Raw genomic sequence first — 16,902 nt, 5'->3', positions numbered from 1 at the left:
TCAATGGCAACAAATGCTAGATTTTAAAACAAATTTAACTCGATTGAACTAGCGACGTATCAATATTCTCGAGTAATATCCCCTTTCCTTTTCTATCAAGTTAAACAAGAAAATTTTCATTCCTCAACTTCCAATCGTCAGAAAATTTAGATTGTAAATAGATTATCAATCTTATAGAATGTGTTTCATCGGAATATTCCGAAAAAAATTGACATTTTGTTCGTTTTCTATCCAAACAAACAAGGTGTCAAAACAAAAAATTTAACAGTCACTCATTCCATATAAGGGGGCGATTTGAACTAACTTAATTTGAAAGCGGTAACAAAATTTAAAAAGTTGGGGACGGTACAGGGATTGAAAATTTAATGTTTAACTTAGGGGGATGTTATGATGCGTTGGGTAGTATTGGCGATGCTTTTCTTATTGTCTGTTATGAATTACACAGATAAGTCAGTCCTTGGCTTAGCTGCAGACCCGATTATGAATGAACTGAATTTGAGCTATGATCAATTTGGATTGGTCGGTAGTAGTTTCTTTGCCGCCTATGCGATTGGAAGTATTATACTCGGCACTCTGACCTATCGGTTTAATACAAAGTTCACTAACCTGCCTTTTTAGTGAAAAACGTTCCTGTACTTATTAGAAGCTCACTAGGGGTACATTAATTATTAGTTTTAGGAATTTATTTAATCGTTATATCTTTAATAATAATTTAAAGTAGTTTTACGGAATTTTGAATTAGCTATGGTGCGAAATTTTGGACAATATTCCTTACAAACATAAGTCCACCAATAAGAAGCAGTATTGATATTGCAGTTAAAATTAAGACTACCTTTTTGTTCTGTCTTTTTATAATAATTAAAATTACTAATGCAATTAGAACTATAAAAAATAATAATGAAGACATATTGCTCCCCCTTAGCTCTTAGTCACTCAATACGTAACCTTCCTCTAAATTAAAACATTTCTTTTTCAAAACCCTCGATAGTACAAGTAGCATATCCTCAAAGAAAAAAGATGTATTCCTACTTATTAAGTGGTTTATTACACTCAAAAAGATTAGAATAAATATACTTGAATTAACTGTGCAATAACAAAAGCAAGTAGGCTTGTTATAATTGCAAATACCATATAAATTACAGGATCAATTGTCAAATACCCTACGTAGAATGAGAAAATACCAACTGATAAGACAATTAAAATATAAATAAATGCAATGGAACAAGATATTAACCTCATTCTTACAGTTCGTTGATCTTCCACAATTTCTTTTGAAGTCAGTCCTTCTTTTTTACTTTTTATTAATCTATGAATTGTTATGTATGCGTATAAGATTGATATTAACCCCCATAACCACCATAGTCGCGCACCATTACTATAAGAAGATATTGCTACAAAACCAAAGGCAGCACACATAGAAATATTGAATAACAATAAAGACCAATTAGGTAACCTCATTTTTAATCCTCCTGTTCATCATCTTCCAAATAAAATAAGTTTTCTACTGAATCTCCCAAAGCTTTCGAGATCAGCAAAGCAACTCCAATTGTTGGCTCATACCTTTCTTTTTCAATTGCAATGATGGTTTGTCTAGTCACTTCTGCTTTCTTTGCCAGTTCATCCTGTGTAATATCAAGCGCTCGTCTTCTAGATCGGACATTATTTCTTACGCCTCTTTTTTTCAATATTAGTTCCACCTCATAATGTAATTTAACTATTACATATAGTATTCTATTCTTTACAAAATGTAATGTCAACATTACATTTCAACTCTTCATTTTATCCTAATACTGGTGTAGTTTAAATATTGTTTATAAAATCGACTCATTAACAATAAAAAAAGGGACCTCATAAAATATGAGATCTCCTAATTCTAATGGCTAATTACACCTTTTCTGATCTTATGGGGATTTATCGAAACGCCGGATATCACGAAATAGTCTTGTCTTCAACATTCCATTAAAGTCCATTTTATTCTTAATGTTCTTTTCAGTTTCTAAATTTTAACCATATGTAATGAAATGGGTATTTATAAAGACATAGGGAATTGAATACACATTAGTAACTTTTAGAATTTAACTTTAGGTAGAATAAATTCTCTATTGTTAGTAGTCTATTTCACAGATGAATTTATACAAATAAATTAATTTTACCTCTATTACTATAATCAAAATTAGGATTTTTTGCTGCATTTCGTAACACCATTCCAATGGTTTTGCTATAAACAATAGCATCATTTCCTTGGAGATTTGCATAAAAAGTATAGGCAATTTGAGTTTCTTCATTCCAGTTATTCCATATATTCGGGCTTAATACCATGTTTTCTGAATACAACGACAATATCATTGAAAAATAAAACTTTATTTTATCTATAGATGAATTATGTAGTTGATTAAATAAATTTTGATATATTGATTCCTCACTCTTCAAGCAACTTATTATAATGTATGACTGTGTTTTTTCAGGTAATACTGTTACAGCAACACGATGCATTACTCCTTTTACAGTATGTTTTATTCTTCGACCATCCAAATCATAATCTGGTGCAATGTAAGCATAATTTGCAAATTTAATTTGTTCGGGTAATTTAACAATACAAGTTTTGATACCTCTATGTTTTCCAGCTAGAATTTCATTATCAAAATGTTCTTTTATTGGTTCAAATTCCTTCATTTTGAGCTGTAACATTCGATACATGCCTACCATCTTATATGTTTTGAATACCTCGGGGCGCTTTGCAAAACTGTTTCTAAAAATATCAATGGCCATACATTGCTTATAATATTCAAAGATAAAAGCTTTATAGGCATAAACAAATTTCATTTCCTCATTAGTTTCATTAAAATCAGGAGCGCCTTTTTCAATTGCTGCAAAAGCAATATTATCATGGAAGTCACAAAAGCAAGTTTGAGTTGTTGCATTATTAACACTTGTTTTACTTACTTCAACGATATGTTCTGTTTTGCCATTTTTAAGAGGAACTATTATAGGACTTCTTTTAGGATCTAATAAGTAAACATGCCGTTCACTACCTCCCAGTAAAGATATTATTTTATTATTCTGCAAAGCATGAGCATTTTTAATTTTACCTTTACAATTACTCTGGTCCGGGTGCATACAGTATTTTTTCATAGACTTTCTCATCATTTCCATTAACTGAACTTCTGGTGGTTTTTTTGATACTTGGGCTGATGAAATTTCCCTATTTTTACAGCATTCATTATATATTTTTCCACTGCCACATGGACAACTTTCCCATTTACTAATTCTAAATTGATTTAATAGATTCATTTTTGTACCTCCATTGACCAATTTAATTCATTCCATACTTATCTTCTTTATTCTATATCATTCCATATAGTTCATTTAGTTAGTTACAAATTTACTGTGCATTGATATAGTAACAATCATCACAAATATCCTCTATCTAATAGAAAATGGACCGATTGCTTAATAAGGGGATATCTGGAATCTCAAAAAAAAGCATAAATCCTTGTTGGATCAACGCTTTCATTTCTTAAATAATACAATTATGGAGCGAAGTTTTGCACAACATCTCTAATAAACATCGACCCACCAATTAGAAGTAGAATTATTATTGTAGTTAAAATGAAGACTAACTTTTTGTTCTGTCTTTTTATAACAATTAAAATGATTAATGCAATAAGAACCAAAAAAACAATATTGAATACATATTGCACCCCCTATGACCCGAAATATTCTCTATTGTTGTACCCAATTCTTTCATTTTAAAAATAGGATTGTAATTAAAACAGCTTTATCTACAACTAATAAACCTAGCTAAATACTAATCCTCTAAAAACAAAATTTACTTCATATCCCAAGCAAAAGAAAACCATTATATTATTTATTTCAGTTCCCTTGTTTAGACCTAATTTCTTCAAGTATACCCTGCGCTAATTTTCTCCAAATAACCGAAAGTAGTGTATCTTCTTATAACACCTTGCTCATCCTCTTCCTGATTTCCTCATCACTAGATAGAAGCAATTTTCCCTTTTTTCAATTTAACCTACAAAAAATCAATATAATTCCTATTATTATGAGGTAACATTAGCACTTCTGAGATTTCAAGTAGTATGTCATCTTTTATGTTTCTTTCATATTGTTGCAACCTGTCTGTCATATCTTTAAGAAATTCTACGCCTTCAGCATTTTCTACATCAATAAGAGCTTCCTTACAAAAGCGTTGAAAATATTCTTCTATATCTATACGTTCTACAGCAGCTTCACATTTTTGGATAACTAGCGGATCTACATTTGCTTCTTTTAATTTTTCTAAGATTGCGCGGGTTTGTTCTTCTTTGGCAAGGAGTAATACATTTTCCAAATTTTTAACAAAACTCATGTAATTCGCCTCTTCCTTCTTTAATTACCTTTATGGTAAGGAAAACATAGAACATTCGCAATCGTACTGTAGTAAATCCAATTATAAATTTATCACTTCACATTCACTTTACATCTTCTTCACTCATAACTATGTGGGCTTACCTTTTACATTTTTTCCGTACTGAAAAACATTTAACGCCTAAAGTTTTTACATAAATACCGTACTTGAATGCTGCTTTTTACACAAAACCCGTACCGAGACTGCACTTTTTACATAAAATTCGTACTGATATTCGTTTAACTCTTAAAGTTTTTACATAAATACCGTACTAGAATGCTGCTCTTTACACAAAACCCGTACTGAGACGATACTTTTTACATAAATTCCGTACTGATATTCACTAAACTCCTAAAGTTTTTACATAAATACAGTACTGAATGCTGCTTTTTACAAAAAACCCGTACCAAGACTGCACTTTTTACATAAAAACCGTACTGATATTCATTTAACTACTAAAGCTTTTACATAAATACCGTACTATTTGTAGCTTTTTACACAAAACCCGTACCGAGACGTCACTTTTTACATAAATTCCGTACTGAAATACGTTTGACTACAAAAGTTTTTACATAACAAACTTTTAATTTGGCATAAGCTTGCATATATTTGTGTTATAGCCACTAATTATAGATACAAAAAGCTTTGAGGAACCAACATTAGATACTATTAATAGATACTTATAATCGTATCTATTGAAATTTTATTTCAAAATTAACCTTATGGCCCTAGAGGCACTAACAAATCTTATCGTTACTATTAATCGTCTCTAATAGGACAGTTTACTCAAAAAATATGAGGATAATAGGAGTTAAAACAGTAGTCGTATCGAATAATGGATACTATTAATTGTATCTATTAATAAATAGATATTCGGTTGATTATTAAATTAACAATTCATTTTAATCATCTTCATATACTGAGTAACTAAAATCTATAAAATCGTCTAGTTCAGATTTTTCTTCTTGCTGATTTAGTCCCCACCCATATTTTTGGTAGTACTTTCCCCCATCGATAAAAATGCTACCGCATGAACATCTCTTAAAATCATGCTCATGTTTTGATTCAATAATGTCATTACACTTTTTACAACGCACTTTATTTACAAGTACTCTTCGCATGAAATCACCTTCTGTCTATTTTGACTTTATAAACTTCGTATTGTCAATTTAGTTGTATTTCTCCATAAATATATTTTAATGAAATAATGTATTAACAACTTTACTTTGTTTAAGCGTTTTATAGAGTGTGATCTATATAACTACAAGGACAGGCTACTAAACCATCCTTAAATCAATTACAAGCTTCCAAGATTTGAACAGTTTCATACCCTTAATTGGGTACAGCTAGGTATACCCAATTAAGTATATGAACGACTTCATATACCTGATGTGATACAACCATTGATATTGCTGCATTTCTCACTATCAAACTGGACCCTTCCACGCCGACAAATATGTTTTGTACACCCCAAGGTTACCCCCAAAAAGTATAGGTAAACCCGTGGTAACTTTGGGGTAATTTTGCAAACCGTTTATGAATGGATTTTACCATATAACTAAAAAACGCTCGCATTTCTGCAAAGCGTTATTGGATAATTATTTCCGTCGATCTAATTCAAATTCTTCTATGATTTCTAAAACCTTATTTTGAGATAGTTTTAATATAGACGCTATCTCGTTTATTGACTTACCTCTTAAATGTAACTTAATAACATTCGTATTCCGGAGTTTTATCAAATCTTCCTTTAATCTAGAAAGCATAAAATATTCCTCCAATTAATTTATTAATCAAGCTGAATTCTATAAGTTTTAATATTTGCTTTATTATAAATCTCTTTTACTTTATCATTTGCCTCTTTTTTACTTTCTTCTAATGATTTTAATTGTGCTTGATTTACTTTACCGAAATTTTCTAAATTAGCCCCGATTGAGAATACCTGATAGCCATTCGCCTCAATCAATGCACGCAATTCTTGGAATAATTCATTTGTTAAATTTTCATGGGCATCATTTTTCATTTCTGCTTCTTCACTTTTTTCTACAACTGCGGTTACGATGTCGAAAACCAATTTTCCTTGATATAAATACATATTCATTTCTTTCTCCTAATCATGTTATCTTTTTTGAGCTAAAAATGTGTCCATTAGTAATGCCATTGCATCATTAAATGCGACACGATAAGTCTGTTTGTTTTGGTGATGTGTTTGATTAAAAATAGCTGTTTGAAAGTCCTCGAATAAACTTTCTCTTACTTCGGGATTTAAATCACCAATTTTTGACGATAATTTTTGCTCAAATTCATGAAAAATTGTTTCCGTCATAACCGAGTATTCTTCACTCTTATAAATATCCGCCAGTCGTGATTCAATTAGATTACTAAATGCTTTATAGAAACCATCAACCATTCTCTCACCTCTTTTTATTCATTTTAATTATATATCCATCTAAAGAATAACGCGTAAGGGATTGCTTGTAAAATCAGAAAAATGTAGTATGAAAATGAAAAGAAGAGACGGAGAGATCAATATTTATGAATTCACTACAAGTTGGAAGACTAATTAGAACTTTGAGGAAAAATCACTCCTATACTATGGTTGACTTTGCAAAAATCATTAATATATCACAACCTTCCCTCTCAAGAATTGAGAGCGGAAACCAAGAAGTTACCTTTACTCAGCTTGAAAGAATATGCGACGAATTCGGTATATCTATGAGTGAATTTTTTCAAAGAGTAGAAGGAAAAAATGCATTATTAGCCATTGAGGAAGACGAAGATAAAGGGATTGATATTGAAGAAGAACTAGACGAGGAATTGAATAAAATAATTTCATCTTTGTCTACTGAACAAAAAAAGGGCCTGTATACCTTATTACTGCCATATATAAAAGAGTAATAGCAAGTTGAAGTTTTAAGGGGATCTACTCAAAAGGCACTGAGTATTTTTATTTCACTAATGAAGGGTTTATTGACACCCTTCATTTTTGTTTTTGATAATTTAAAAAGCTGCTAAGCGATTAAACACTAAATATTCCATAATAGACTTGTATCAAATTCCAATCAGATAGAACAATGATTACAAGCATCCTTTTCTCAAAGAATATGGTTATAAATAATAATTCAATTCACTTTACCACGGATTAACATATAAAAAAGTTATCGTAATCCTAATTACGTATACTGCAATATTACTTCAATTAAGAAAGTCCTTTAAAAAACCACTTGATTTTACTCCCTTACCCAATCCATCAAATTGCAAAAATAAATCTGAAAATTTAAATTTTTAATAACCTCTTAAAATATTTAGATTTCGAAGCTAATATGTATTGCAACTAAGTGAGTTGCCGGCATTCATTTAGTAAATTGCTACTACTATGAATGATTTAAAAATATATGGAGGAAAAAGGAAATGCAGCAACAATTATCAGTAAACTTAACGATTCCCATTCCTTCTGACAGTGTTTTAATTTTGAAAACTGAGTTAGAAGAATTACAGCAATCAAAATATGATGGAGTCTACTGGACAATGAAAGACCTCGAAAAAAGAGTTGGAAAAAAAAGCGATTGGATAAAAGAGAAAATTCTTTTCCCACCCAATTTACGAAAAAAACTAGACGTTAGATACGGTGGGCCAGTAGCTTACCCAACATCCAAAGGAGAAACTTGGATGTTTCACGCTAAAAAAATGACAAAATTCTTAGATGAGAACTTCGATAAAATTTTTAAATGAAAGGTTATGTAATCATGGCAAGTGTAAAACCGAGAAAAAATAAAAAAGGTAAAATTACTTCTTGGGGAATTTCTGTTAGTAATTACCCTGAAAAACCCATTAGACAAGGAGGTTTCCGTACAAGACAGGAAGCAGAAGCAGCAGCTAAATATATAGAAGCTCAGCTTAAACCTTTGAAAAAACTTCGAAAACAGATAAGTAGCAAATATACACTATTACCATTCCACATTGAATTTGAACAATGGTATATTAAGAAAAAATCAGGACTTGATCCTTCAACAATCGATGACTATAAGAATGTAAAAAATAAAATTTATGAGTTTTTTGATGATGAACTTCTTATTAACATTACACAAGACATGTATCAAGATTTTATGGAAGCACAACAAAAAAATACAAAAGCAACAAACGTAAAGCTAAATAAGAAAATAAGAGCATTTGCAAAAAATGCCTTTGAAAATAATAAAATAACAATAAATTTTACTACTGATGTTGTCATCAAAGGAAAAGACTCTAGTAAAAAGATAAAGTTTATTAAAGGTTCAGATTATAAAAAACTTCTATCTCACCTTAACACAGTTGATACTTTGTTCATTGAGATTCGATTAATGCTAATTTTAGCTGCAACAACAGGTATTCGTTACGGTGAACTTTGTGGCATACGATGGGAGGATATAGATTTCGAAAATAAAACCCTTCATATTCACCAGCAATGGGATTATAAGAAAGGAACTGGCTTCAAAGGCTTAAAAGATCCAACTTTAAACCAAAGTGAAGATCAAGATATAAAAGAACGTACTATCCCCTTATCTGAACAAACCATCAGCATTCTAAAAGAATTCCATGCTAGTGACTGCTTTGTTCCAAATAACAACAACCGATTATTTTATAAAGCTGATTGTAAAGCAAAGGTGTTAAGTAACAATTCGTTTAATTCTAACTTAAAAAACATCTTAAATACTTTAAATATTCCAGCTATCACCGCTCACGGATTACGACATAGCTATGCTACCTATTTGGCTTCAACAGGAACAGATAGAACACATCTTCAATATCTTATGGGACATGAAGATTATAAGACAACTGATGAATACTATATCCATTTGCATAAAGATATGTTCGATGGAAATGCTGCACAAATCCAAGAAGATATTGATCGTTTATTTGTTTAATAATAAGATATACTCTTTACCCTGCACCTTCAACGATTAGAAACTCTAATATTGAAGGTGTTTTTCTTTTCCTTTTTCATAATTATCGTTGAAATAGGAAATAAAAAAATCTTATAAAGATTAACTTAAACGATGTTTAATAAAAAGAAAAAACAAGAATGCATTTTTTCATTGCATTCCTGCCCTATTATTCATTATTTACTTTTTTCTAATACATCTATGAGGATTTTTTCAATTTTTTCTGCTATTGAAATTAATTCAGCATCGTTTAATAAACCAATCATAGCAGTTGGTTTAGGAAGTCCTATTTTGGTTTTCCCTTCTTCTTCATAAACGGTAATTTTACAAGGTAAGAAGTAACCCACTAAAGGATTATGCTCTATTACACGTGCCGCTTCTACTGGATTGCAAACTTCAAGAATTCGGTAAGGCTTTTTATAACTATCTACACCTTTATTTTGTAAAGTTTCAGTCAAGTTTTGTTGCCAAAGAACCCCAAATTTATTTTCTTTAAGATTTTGTTCAATAAATGCAATCGCTTCATCAATCGTTTTATCACTTATAACTGTATAATGAAAACCCATTTAAATCACCCTATCTAGTAATATGATTCGATCATTTAGTTTGGATTATCTATAAAATATCTATCCATATCTTTATAGCAGTTGCTAATATTAGAACAGATAAAATTCCTTGTAATACTTTTGTGTTCATCTTTTTGCTTATTTTTGCCCCAATTGGAGCCGCAATTAAACCAGCAACAATTACAATAACCGTTGTCAGGTATTCTACTTGCCCTGTTGTAATTTTACCAATAGATCCTGCTATAGAAGAAATAAAGGTTATCGCAAGGCTAGATGCAATCGTCATTCTAGTAGGAATACGTAAAATTAGTAGCATAATCGGAATTAATAAAAATCCTCCACCCGCTCCAACTATACCTGAACCAATACCAACAACGAAGGCTAAGCTAGCTGCTAACGGTTTGTTATAAGTAACTTGGTCTAATGGAACGTCATCAATTTTCTTTTTCGGAATAAACATCATAATAGCCGCAAGTAATGCTAAAATGCCATATACCATATTTACTTGTTCCTCAGATAAATGTTGTGATCCAAAACTACCGATAAAAGTTCCGACTAAAACAGATATCCCCATCACGGTAATTAACGATCTATTTAAATAGCCCCCATTCCGAAATCCGATGACACCTGCGATTGATACAAATAATACATCTAGTGCGCTAATCCCAGATACTTCATGAGCCGTTAATGCCTGAAAACCAAACATTGGTGGTATCATCAAAAGCATTGGGAATTTCACAATCGCACCACCAATTCCAAGCATACCTGATAGAAATGACCCGATAAAACCAATGGCAAAAAGAAGTAGCACGTAATAAATATCCATCTTGTTACCTTCTTTCTTTCTAACTAATAAAAATCAGAATTCATTTTAAGACTTCTGGCTAAAAAGAAAAGTGAGTCGCATAAGGACAACCCACTTTTTATGTTTAAGCTTTTTTAATGTAGAAGGTTAACACATCTGCTTCTTCTTTATGTTCTAAAAGGGTATGGCCAGCAGCAGCTGTCCAAGCCGTTAAATCAGCTAACGCGCCTTTATCCGTCACTTGTACTTCTAAAATTTGATTTGATTCTAGTGTATCCATTGCCTTCTTTGTTCGTACAATTGGCATAGGACATGCTAATCCTTTTGCGTCTAAAACTTGATTTACTTCCATTTTAACTGTCTCCTTTTAATTTATAAAATTAGTTAGCAAGGAAGGAATTTACCTTTTCCTTGCCAGAGTTTGTTTTACATCATTCATTAGCGTACCGCACAGCGGTTTGGACCGATTTCCATCTCTGTTTGTTCATCATTGTCAGGAGTAATTTTACCCATGTTTACTTGTCGAATTTGTTCATAGGCATTTGGTTGTGGTGGTAAGTTATCCGTTACGGTATGACGGAATTCTTCTTCGCTTTCAATGTTTAAACCATGGTTTTCTGCAAATAGATCACCTAATCGTTTTGCTACAGTGCCGTCTTCATTTAACTCTTCAATGATCATGAAGTGAGCTGGTAGAACGATTAAATCCTCTGCTAATTCACGGTAACGACGATATAGTGTTTCACGAAGATCGCCAACCCAATCCTCCGCAAGACCTGCTAAGTCCGGGCGACCGATTGAATCAATGAATAAAATATCACCTGTTAATAAATACTTGCTATCAACGATAAATGATGTTGAGCCGATTGTATGACCCGGTGAGTATAGTGCGCCTACTTCAATTTGAGATGCTCCTACTTTTACTGTTAAACCATCTTCAAGTGGTGTGTAATCAAATACGACTTCCTCTGCATCTTTTGGTGGTAAGTAATAAGTAGCGCCTGTTGCTTCAGCGATATGACGACCGCCTGAAATGTGATCTGCATGTAAGTGTGTATCAAATACATGTTTAATTTCTACATTCTTTTCTTTTGCAAAATTTGTGAACACTTCTGTAAAACGAACCGCATCAATAATGGCTGCTTCGCCTTCTGAAATCACCATGTAAGAAAGGCAACCTTTTCCTAAACGAACGAATTGGTATAGTTCCCCACCACCTGTTAAATTACCAACTTTAATCGGCTCAAGGTATGCACTCCATGATTTCATGCCACCTTCAAGGTAGAACACATCGCGTCCTGCTTCTGATACCATTTCAGCCACCATTTGAGACGATCCTTCTTTAGCACAAACCACTAATACGTCTTTATCAGTCGGTAGTTTTGGTAAGATTTCATCCACACCATCTAATAAATCGAAATAAGGAATATTTAAATAATCAAAGCTATGTCCTTCAATTTTCCAGTCTTCAAAAGCGTCTTTGTTACGTACATCTAAAATAAATAACTCTTTATTTTCAATTACTTTTCGTGCAACTTCTGCTGCTGTCATTTTAATAACTGTCATATCGAATTACCCCCATAGGTATTATTTTTGTGTTTTTTTAAGTGGAAGAGAGTATATTCCCTTCCACTAGTTTTCCCTAATGATCTGATATTAGGTATTTCATCATTTAACTCTTTTGGTATTAAAATGTTAATGTTGGTGCTGCATCTTTAGCAAATTCTAGGAATGTTACTGCTCCACCAACTTCAATTCCATCAATAAAGTCTTCTTTTGTTAAGCCCATTACATCCATTGTCATCTGACAGCCGATGAATTTTACGCCCATGTCTAGAGCCATCTCTACTAATTCTGGGATACTAGGTACATTTGCTTTTGCAAATCCTTCCGCAAAGTGTTCACGACCTTCTGGCATCGGTAATTGTTGCATCGCTTGTTTGTGAATTAAATTTAACCCTTCAAATGTGAAGAAAATCGCTACCTCTTTTTCTGTTGCTGCTGCAGCCGTTGCGATATTAAATACTTTATAAGCGTCAAATAACCCACCGTTACTTGCGATAATTGCTACTTTGTTAGACATAATAAAATTCCTCCAATTTTCTGTTTTTATAATTTTTTAGATAAATCGCCGTTCCAAGAACCCATTCCTGGTAAGACGTTATACACTTTTGTAAAACCTTTTTCCGCTAATTTCTGTGCGGCTAAATCACTGCGTGTTCCTGTACGACAAATCACATAAATTTCTTGGTCTTTATCTAGCTCATCTAAACGATCTTCTAATTCACCCATTGGGATGGATTTAGAGCCTTCGATATGACCAAATGCATATTCCGCTTGTTCACGAACATCAAGAATAATACCTCCGTTAGCAGCACGATCAATTACTTCTTCATTGGTAATCGTTTGTTCAAATTTCTTTTCCGATTCATGGTCATCACCACTTTTACGGATGTAGTGTCGTATGACACCATCTTCTTCTTTATTGCCAATATACTGATGGCCAATACTTTCAGACCAAGCTTTCAGGTCTGCAATAGAACCTTTGTCTGTCGCTTGCACTTCTAAAATTTGTCCATCACTTACATCATTCATTGCCTTTTTCGTTTTAACAATTGGCATTGGGCATGCAAGTCCTTTGCAGTCTAACTGTACATCTGCTTTTAATGACATTCCAAAAACCTCCATATACCTAATAGGGTATTATTAATCTCAAAAAAATTATTCAACTTTCCCTTCCCAAGAAAGCATACCACCTGTCATGTTAGTTACATCAAAACCTTGGCTTTGTAAATATTGTGTTGCTTGACCACTTCGACCACCAGAACGGCAAACCATAATGTATGGTGTATCTTTATCTAGTTCGTGTGTACGGAATTCAAGTAGCCCAAGGGGTATATGTGTAATACCAGGGATATGACCCGCTTGTACTTCATCCACTTCACGAACATCAATTAGATTTAGCTTTTCTCCATTTTCTATACGTTGTTGAACCTCTTTTGCAGTTATTTCTTTCATTTTCATTGTCCTCCTATATTCATTTTTAGCCTCTCCAGGCACTCATGCCACCACGAACATTAGTTACATTTTCATATCCTAATTTTTTTAATTGTTTGCAAGCTTGTGCGCTACGCATTCCACTTTGACAAATGACAACAATTTCTTTATCTTTCGGAAGTTTTGAAAGATCGGATCCTAAAGGAATATTTTTAAACTGACGAATATTTCGAGCTTTATATTCACCAGTTGTTCGTACATCGACAAATACTTTATCTTTATCATTTAGGATTCCTTTTAATGCATCTGTCGATATAGTTTTTGTTCCTTTTACCGGTCTCATACGCCAAATGATAAAAACAATCGCAATTGCAATCACTAACCAAATTTCCATTTGCTCACTCCTCATATACCGCTACGGGTATATTTTTATTGAAAAATAAAAGTCAATTTTTAACGACTTTTAACTAATAACTCCATTGCTTCTTGTACTGAATCATTGGTAGCCTCATTACTTTTTGCTTCCAAGATACATTCTTTTAAGTTTTGACTTACAATGACACCAATTGTGTGGTCAACACCTGAACGGACAGCTGATAATTGAGTGACGACGGCCTTACAGTCTTTTCCTTCGTCCATCATTTTCAATATCCCTCGAAGTTGACCTTCTATTCGTTTCATTCGATTCTTTATTTTAACATCATACGAATTCACTTGTGCCGCCTCCTTCCTGTTTGTTATCTCTTGCTGATATACACATAATATACCCCTACAGGTATAATGTCAACAAGCAAAACAAAATTTTTTTCTAATTTAGATTTTCTAAAAAACTTGCATCAATACGCTTTACTTTTTTAGAAGAAATGGGAATTGTCACAATGAACGTATGATTATATCCATCTGACATTATACGGATATTGCCATCATGCTGCTCAACAATCTCTTTTGAAATTGCTAAACCTAATCCTTTACCAATTGTTTTATTCGTAGATTCCGTTCGGTAAAATCGTTCAAAAATAAAATCTTGCTCATTCTTTGAAATAAATTGACCTTGTCCACTGACGGAAATGCAATAAGATTCATCTTTTCTTTTCCCTGTTATCTGAATTGGGTATATTCCATCATAATAACGAATAGCATTATCAATCAAATTACTAATCACTTGTGTCATCCCAGTAGGATTGATTTGAATAGACTGTTCATCAATGTCTGAAGTAAAATCTATATTTTTTCCTTTCAAGGTCCAAGTAAACATTTTAACGACTTGATTGATGATTTCTGTAATTTGAACTTCTTGTTTTTGAACAAATTTTTGGTTTTGCACATATTCAAGTTCTTCAATAGACTTTAATTGTTCTAACATACTAATGAGTCGATTCGATTCTCGTTGAAGTGCATGAAATAATTCTTGATCCCCAGTTATGACCCCACTTTGCAACGCCTTTAAATAACCATTTAAATTGGTTAACGGTGTGCGAAATTCATGAGAAAAATCCGTCAGTTGTTTGTGCCGTTGTATTTTATTGCACTCCAGTTGATTGACTAACTCATTAAAATGATAAATTAACTCTTCCATTTCACCATCGGACTGAAATTGAATATTCTGCACTTTATGACCTTGCTTTAAGCTTTTCATCGACTCGATTAATTCTGTTAAAGGTTTCATCAATTTACGTGTAAAGTAATACTGGATGACAATCGCGAGAACAATAAAAATCCCAACAAATATCCATAAGTATTGCAATAAAACAGTTTTAAATAATTTTGTTTCTTGATACATCGCCATTTCATCAAATATTTGACAAGCTGCTTCATAAATGGACCATCCAGAAATCAATATAAAAGCAATGATTATGAAACTATTCGCTAAAGTTAAACGCCACAAAAACTTCTTTGGTAATAACGATGGTAGTTTATTCTGTAACAAACTTATACCCCATTCCACGAACTGTTTGAATCCTTTTTGGCTTACTTGGATTCTCTTCAATTTTTTCTCGAATTTTTTTTATATGAGCATCGATTGTTCTCTCCATCACTTCTTTTTCAAGATATGGATATAAATGCTCTAATAAATTTTCACGGGGTAATACGATATTTGGGTTTTCCATGAAGTGATACAATAATTGAAATTCATGTTTCGTTAGGTGAATTTCTTTGTCATATAAAACAACTTCACCTTTCCTTGGTTTTATACATAATCCTCCGTGTGAAATTTTTTGACAAAATTGACCTGTCCTCCTTAAAACAGCTTCTACATGTGCAAGCAATTCTTCAGGATCAAACGGTTTGGTCATATAATCATCAGCACCTAGTCGAAGCCCATGGATTTTATCAGCAGTTTGTACTTTTGCGCTTAACATAATAATTGACACTTCATTTCTTTCTTGGTCTTTTACCCATTCACAAAATTCTTCACCACTAATTTTCGGAAGCATTAAATCAAGGATAATTAAACATGGATGCTCTTTTAGAAATATATCTTTGGCCATTTCCCCATCCACTGCTTCAATCACTTCATATCCTTCATTTTGTAAATAAATCCTGATTAAGTTTCGAATCATTTGGTCATCTTCAACAATTAAAATCTTCTGTTTCAAAATGACACCCCCCAGTTTAAGTGCTTATTTTAACTTTTTATATTCCTTAACCATAAGATCATAATTCATTGCACCTAATGCAACGAATTGTATTCTTCCCGATGTATCAATCATGTAGGATGTTGGATAAGCTTGTACGCGAAACAGCTCGGCAACTTCTCCATTTTCGTCGACTAATACTGGAAAATCGAATCCTTTTTCTTGAATAAAGTTATCAACTGTCAACAAAGAATCTTCTGTATGTGTTAAGTTGATTGCCAACACTAGAACATCTTCATCCTCAGAGAATTTTTGTATATCTGGCATCTCTGCGCGGCAGGGTGGACACCAAGTAGCCCAAAAATTAATAAATACTTTTTTTCCCTTAAAATCTGACAGTGAAAGAACTTCACCTTCCAATGTCTCTAACGTAAAATTGGGTGCAATATTTCCACGTCTAATTCCTACTTCATTTGTTTCTTCAATTTCAATATCCGTATTAGATGAGATCACGGGAGTTTTTTTACTTGTAACTGTGGTATCAGATTGGGAAGAATTATACTCATAAAACGCATATCCAATCATTGCAATTAATAATAGTCCAAATATTACTTTCTTCATTGCCATTTACCTC

23 protein-coding genes are annotated in these 16,902 nt (G+C 32.5%); 4 read left to right on the top strand and 19 right to left on the bottom strand.

What is annotated here, in order from left to right:
* The first annotated feature begins 390 nt into the window (after positions 1-390).
* Positions 391-618 (top strand): MFS transporter, encoded by a 228-nt coding sequence (locus ACH0B5_RS03540; protein ID WP_206613377.1) that lies wholly within the window; start codon positions 391-393, stop codon positions 616-618.
* Between the two features lie 441 nt (positions 619-1,059).
* Here ACH0B5_RS03540 and ACH0B5_RS03535 read toward each other — a convergent pair whose 3' ends face one another.
* The 7 genes from ACH0B5_RS03535 to ACH0B5_RS03505 form a co-directional block, all read right to left on the bottom strand.
* Positions 1,060-1,458 (bottom strand): hypothetical protein, encoded by a 399-nt coding sequence (locus ACH0B5_RS03535; RefSeq protein ID WP_122972325.1) that lies wholly within the window; start codon positions 1,456-1,458, stop codon positions 1,060-1,062.
* 2 nt (positions 1,459-1,460) lie between these two features.
* Positions 1,461-1,685, bottom strand: coding sequence for a helix-turn-helix transcriptional regulator (locus tag ACH0B5_RS03530; protein ID WP_406927390.1), 225 nt, complete (start codon positions 1,683-1,685; stop codon positions 1,461-1,463).
* A gap of 445 nt (positions 1,686-2,130) precedes the next feature.
* Positions 2,131-3,291: a YchJ family protein gene (locus tag ACH0B5_RS03525; protein ID WP_122972327.1), complete on the bottom strand. Its 1,161-nt coding sequence runs from the start codon at positions 3,289-3,291 to the stop codon at positions 2,131-2,133.
* Positions 3,292-4,030: 739 nt separating this feature from the next.
* Positions 4,031-4,366, bottom strand: a complete 336-nt coding sequence (locus ACH0B5_RS03520) for a hypothetical protein (protein WP_122972328.1) — start codon at positions 4,364-4,366, stop codon at positions 4,031-4,033.
* Between the two features lie 941 nt (positions 4,367-5,307).
* The gene (locus ACH0B5_RS03515) at positions 5,308-5,526 is read right to left on the bottom strand and encodes a DUF7695 domain-containing protein (RefSeq protein WP_122972329.1); all 219 of its coding nucleotides are present in this window, start codon (positions 5,524-5,526) and stop codon (positions 5,308-5,310) included.
* A 665-nt stretch (positions 5,527-6,191) separates the two neighbouring features.
* Entirely contained in the window at positions 6,192-6,503 is a 312-nt protein-coding gene (locus ACH0B5_RS03510) for a hypothetical protein (RefSeq protein ID WP_241559320.1), read from the bottom strand.
* Between the two features lie 18 nt (positions 6,504-6,521).
* Positions 6,522-6,812, bottom strand: coding sequence for a hypothetical protein (locus ACH0B5_RS03505; protein ID WP_122972330.1), 291 nt, complete (start codon positions 6,810-6,812; stop codon positions 6,522-6,524).
* A gap of 125 nt (positions 6,813-6,937) precedes the next feature.
* Between ACH0B5_RS03505 and ACH0B5_RS03500 the strand changes: the two genes are divergently transcribed.
* The 3 genes from ACH0B5_RS03500 to ACH0B5_RS03490 all read left to right on the top strand — a co-directional run bounded on the left by ACH0B5_RS03500 (position 6,938) and on the right by ACH0B5_RS03490 (position 9,306).
* Positions 6,938-7,300, top strand: coding sequence for a helix-turn-helix domain-containing protein (locus ACH0B5_RS03500; protein ID WP_122972331.1), 363 nt, complete (start codon positions 6,938-6,940; stop codon positions 7,298-7,300).
* A 513-nt stretch (positions 7,301-7,813) separates the two neighbouring features.
* Positions 7,814-8,134 (top strand): DUF771 domain-containing protein, encoded by a 321-nt coding sequence (locus ACH0B5_RS03495; RefSeq protein WP_122972332.1) that lies wholly within the window; start codon positions 7,814-7,816, stop codon positions 8,132-8,134.
* A 14-nt stretch (positions 8,135-8,148) separates the two neighbouring features.
* The gene (locus ACH0B5_RS03490; RefSeq protein ID WP_158599704.1) at positions 8,149-9,306 is read left to right on the top strand and encodes a tyrosine-type recombinase/integrase; all 1,158 of its coding nucleotides are present in this window, start codon (positions 8,149-8,151) and stop codon (positions 9,304-9,306) included.
* A 194-nt stretch (positions 9,307-9,500) separates the two neighbouring features.
* On the opposite strand, the gene ACH0B5_RS03485 is transcribed toward ACH0B5_RS03490, so the two are convergent.
* The 12 genes from ACH0B5_RS03485 to ACH0B5_RS03430 all read right to left on the bottom strand — a co-directional run bounded on the left by ACH0B5_RS03485 (position 9,501) and on the right by ACH0B5_RS03430 (position 16,889).
* The gene (locus tag ACH0B5_RS03485; protein ID WP_122972334.1) at positions 9,501-9,890 is read right to left on the bottom strand and encodes a DUF302 domain-containing protein; all 390 of its coding nucleotides are present in this window, start codon (positions 9,888-9,890) and stop codon (positions 9,501-9,503) included.
* Positions 9,891-9,939: 49 nt separating this feature from the next.
* The gene (locus ACH0B5_RS03480) at positions 9,940-10,716 is read right to left on the bottom strand and encodes a sulfite exporter TauE/SafE family protein (protein ID WP_122972335.1); all 777 of its coding nucleotides are present in this window, start codon (positions 10,714-10,716) and stop codon (positions 9,940-9,942) included.
* Positions 10,717-10,819: 103 nt separating this feature from the next.
* Entirely contained in the window at positions 10,820-11,047 is a 228-nt protein-coding gene (locus ACH0B5_RS03475) for a sulfurtransferase TusA family protein (RefSeq protein WP_122972336.1), read from the bottom strand.
* A gap of 86 nt (positions 11,048-11,133) precedes the next feature.
* Positions 11,134-12,261, bottom strand: a complete 1,128-nt coding sequence (locus tag ACH0B5_RS03470; protein ID WP_406927389.1) for an MBL fold metallo-hydrolase — start codon at positions 12,259-12,261, stop codon at positions 11,134-11,136.
* 121 nt (positions 12,262-12,382) lie between these two features.
* A complete protein-coding gene (locus ACH0B5_RS03465; protein WP_122972338.1) occupies positions 12,383-12,778 on the bottom strand; it encodes a DsrE/DsrF/DrsH-like family protein in 396 nt (131 codons plus the stop codon).
* Between the two features lie 26 nt (positions 12,779-12,804).
* Complete coding sequence (locus ACH0B5_RS03460; RefSeq protein WP_241559321.1) at positions 12,805-13,368, bottom strand: sulfurtransferase TusA family protein; 564 nt, start codon at positions 13,366-13,368, stop codon at positions 12,805-12,807.
* Positions 13,369-13,416: 48 nt separating this feature from the next.
* Positions 13,417-13,713 carry a rhodanese-like domain-containing protein gene (locus tag ACH0B5_RS03455; RefSeq protein ID WP_122972340.1) on the bottom strand — a complete coding sequence of 99 codons (297 nt, stop codon included), beginning with the start codon at positions 13,711-13,713 and terminating at the stop codon, positions 13,417-13,419.
* Between the two features lie 25 nt (positions 13,714-13,738).
* The gene (locus tag ACH0B5_RS03450) at positions 13,739-14,086 is read right to left on the bottom strand and encodes a rhodanese-like domain-containing protein (RefSeq protein ID WP_122972341.1); all 348 of its coding nucleotides are present in this window, start codon (positions 14,084-14,086) and stop codon (positions 13,739-13,741) included.
* Between the two features lie 59 nt (positions 14,087-14,145).
* Positions 14,146-14,406, bottom strand: a complete 261-nt coding sequence (locus tag ACH0B5_RS03445; RefSeq protein WP_277749719.1) for a metal-sensitive transcriptional regulator — start codon at positions 14,404-14,406, stop codon at positions 14,146-14,148.
* A gap of 94 nt (positions 14,407-14,500) precedes the next feature.
* Positions 14,501-15,619, bottom strand: coding sequence for a sensor histidine kinase (locus ACH0B5_RS03440; RefSeq protein WP_122972342.1), 1,119 nt, complete (start codon positions 15,617-15,619; stop codon positions 14,501-14,503).
* A complete protein-coding gene (locus tag ACH0B5_RS03435) occupies positions 15,606-16,289 on the bottom strand; it encodes a response regulator transcription factor (RefSeq protein WP_122972343.1) in 684 nt (227 codons plus the stop codon). The genes ACH0B5_RS03440 and ACH0B5_RS03435 overlap by 14 nt, the downstream gene beginning before the upstream one ends.
* Positions 16,290-16,313: 24 nt before the next feature.
* A complete protein-coding gene (locus ACH0B5_RS03430) occupies positions 16,314-16,889 on the bottom strand; it encodes a TlpA family protein disulfide reductase (protein ID WP_122972344.1) in 576 nt (191 codons plus the stop codon).
* Positions 16,890-16,902 lie beyond the last annotated feature (13 nt).

Source organism: Ureibacillus sp. 179-F W5.1 NHS, assembly GCF_045369345.1.
In the GTDB taxonomy this organism is placed as follows: domain Bacteria; phylum Bacillota; class Bacilli; order Bacillales_A; family Planococcaceae; genus Ureibacillus; species Ureibacillus halotolerans.
Note: the sequence above shows the minus strand (reverse complement) of the source record. Positions and strands in the feature narration are given on the sequence as shown.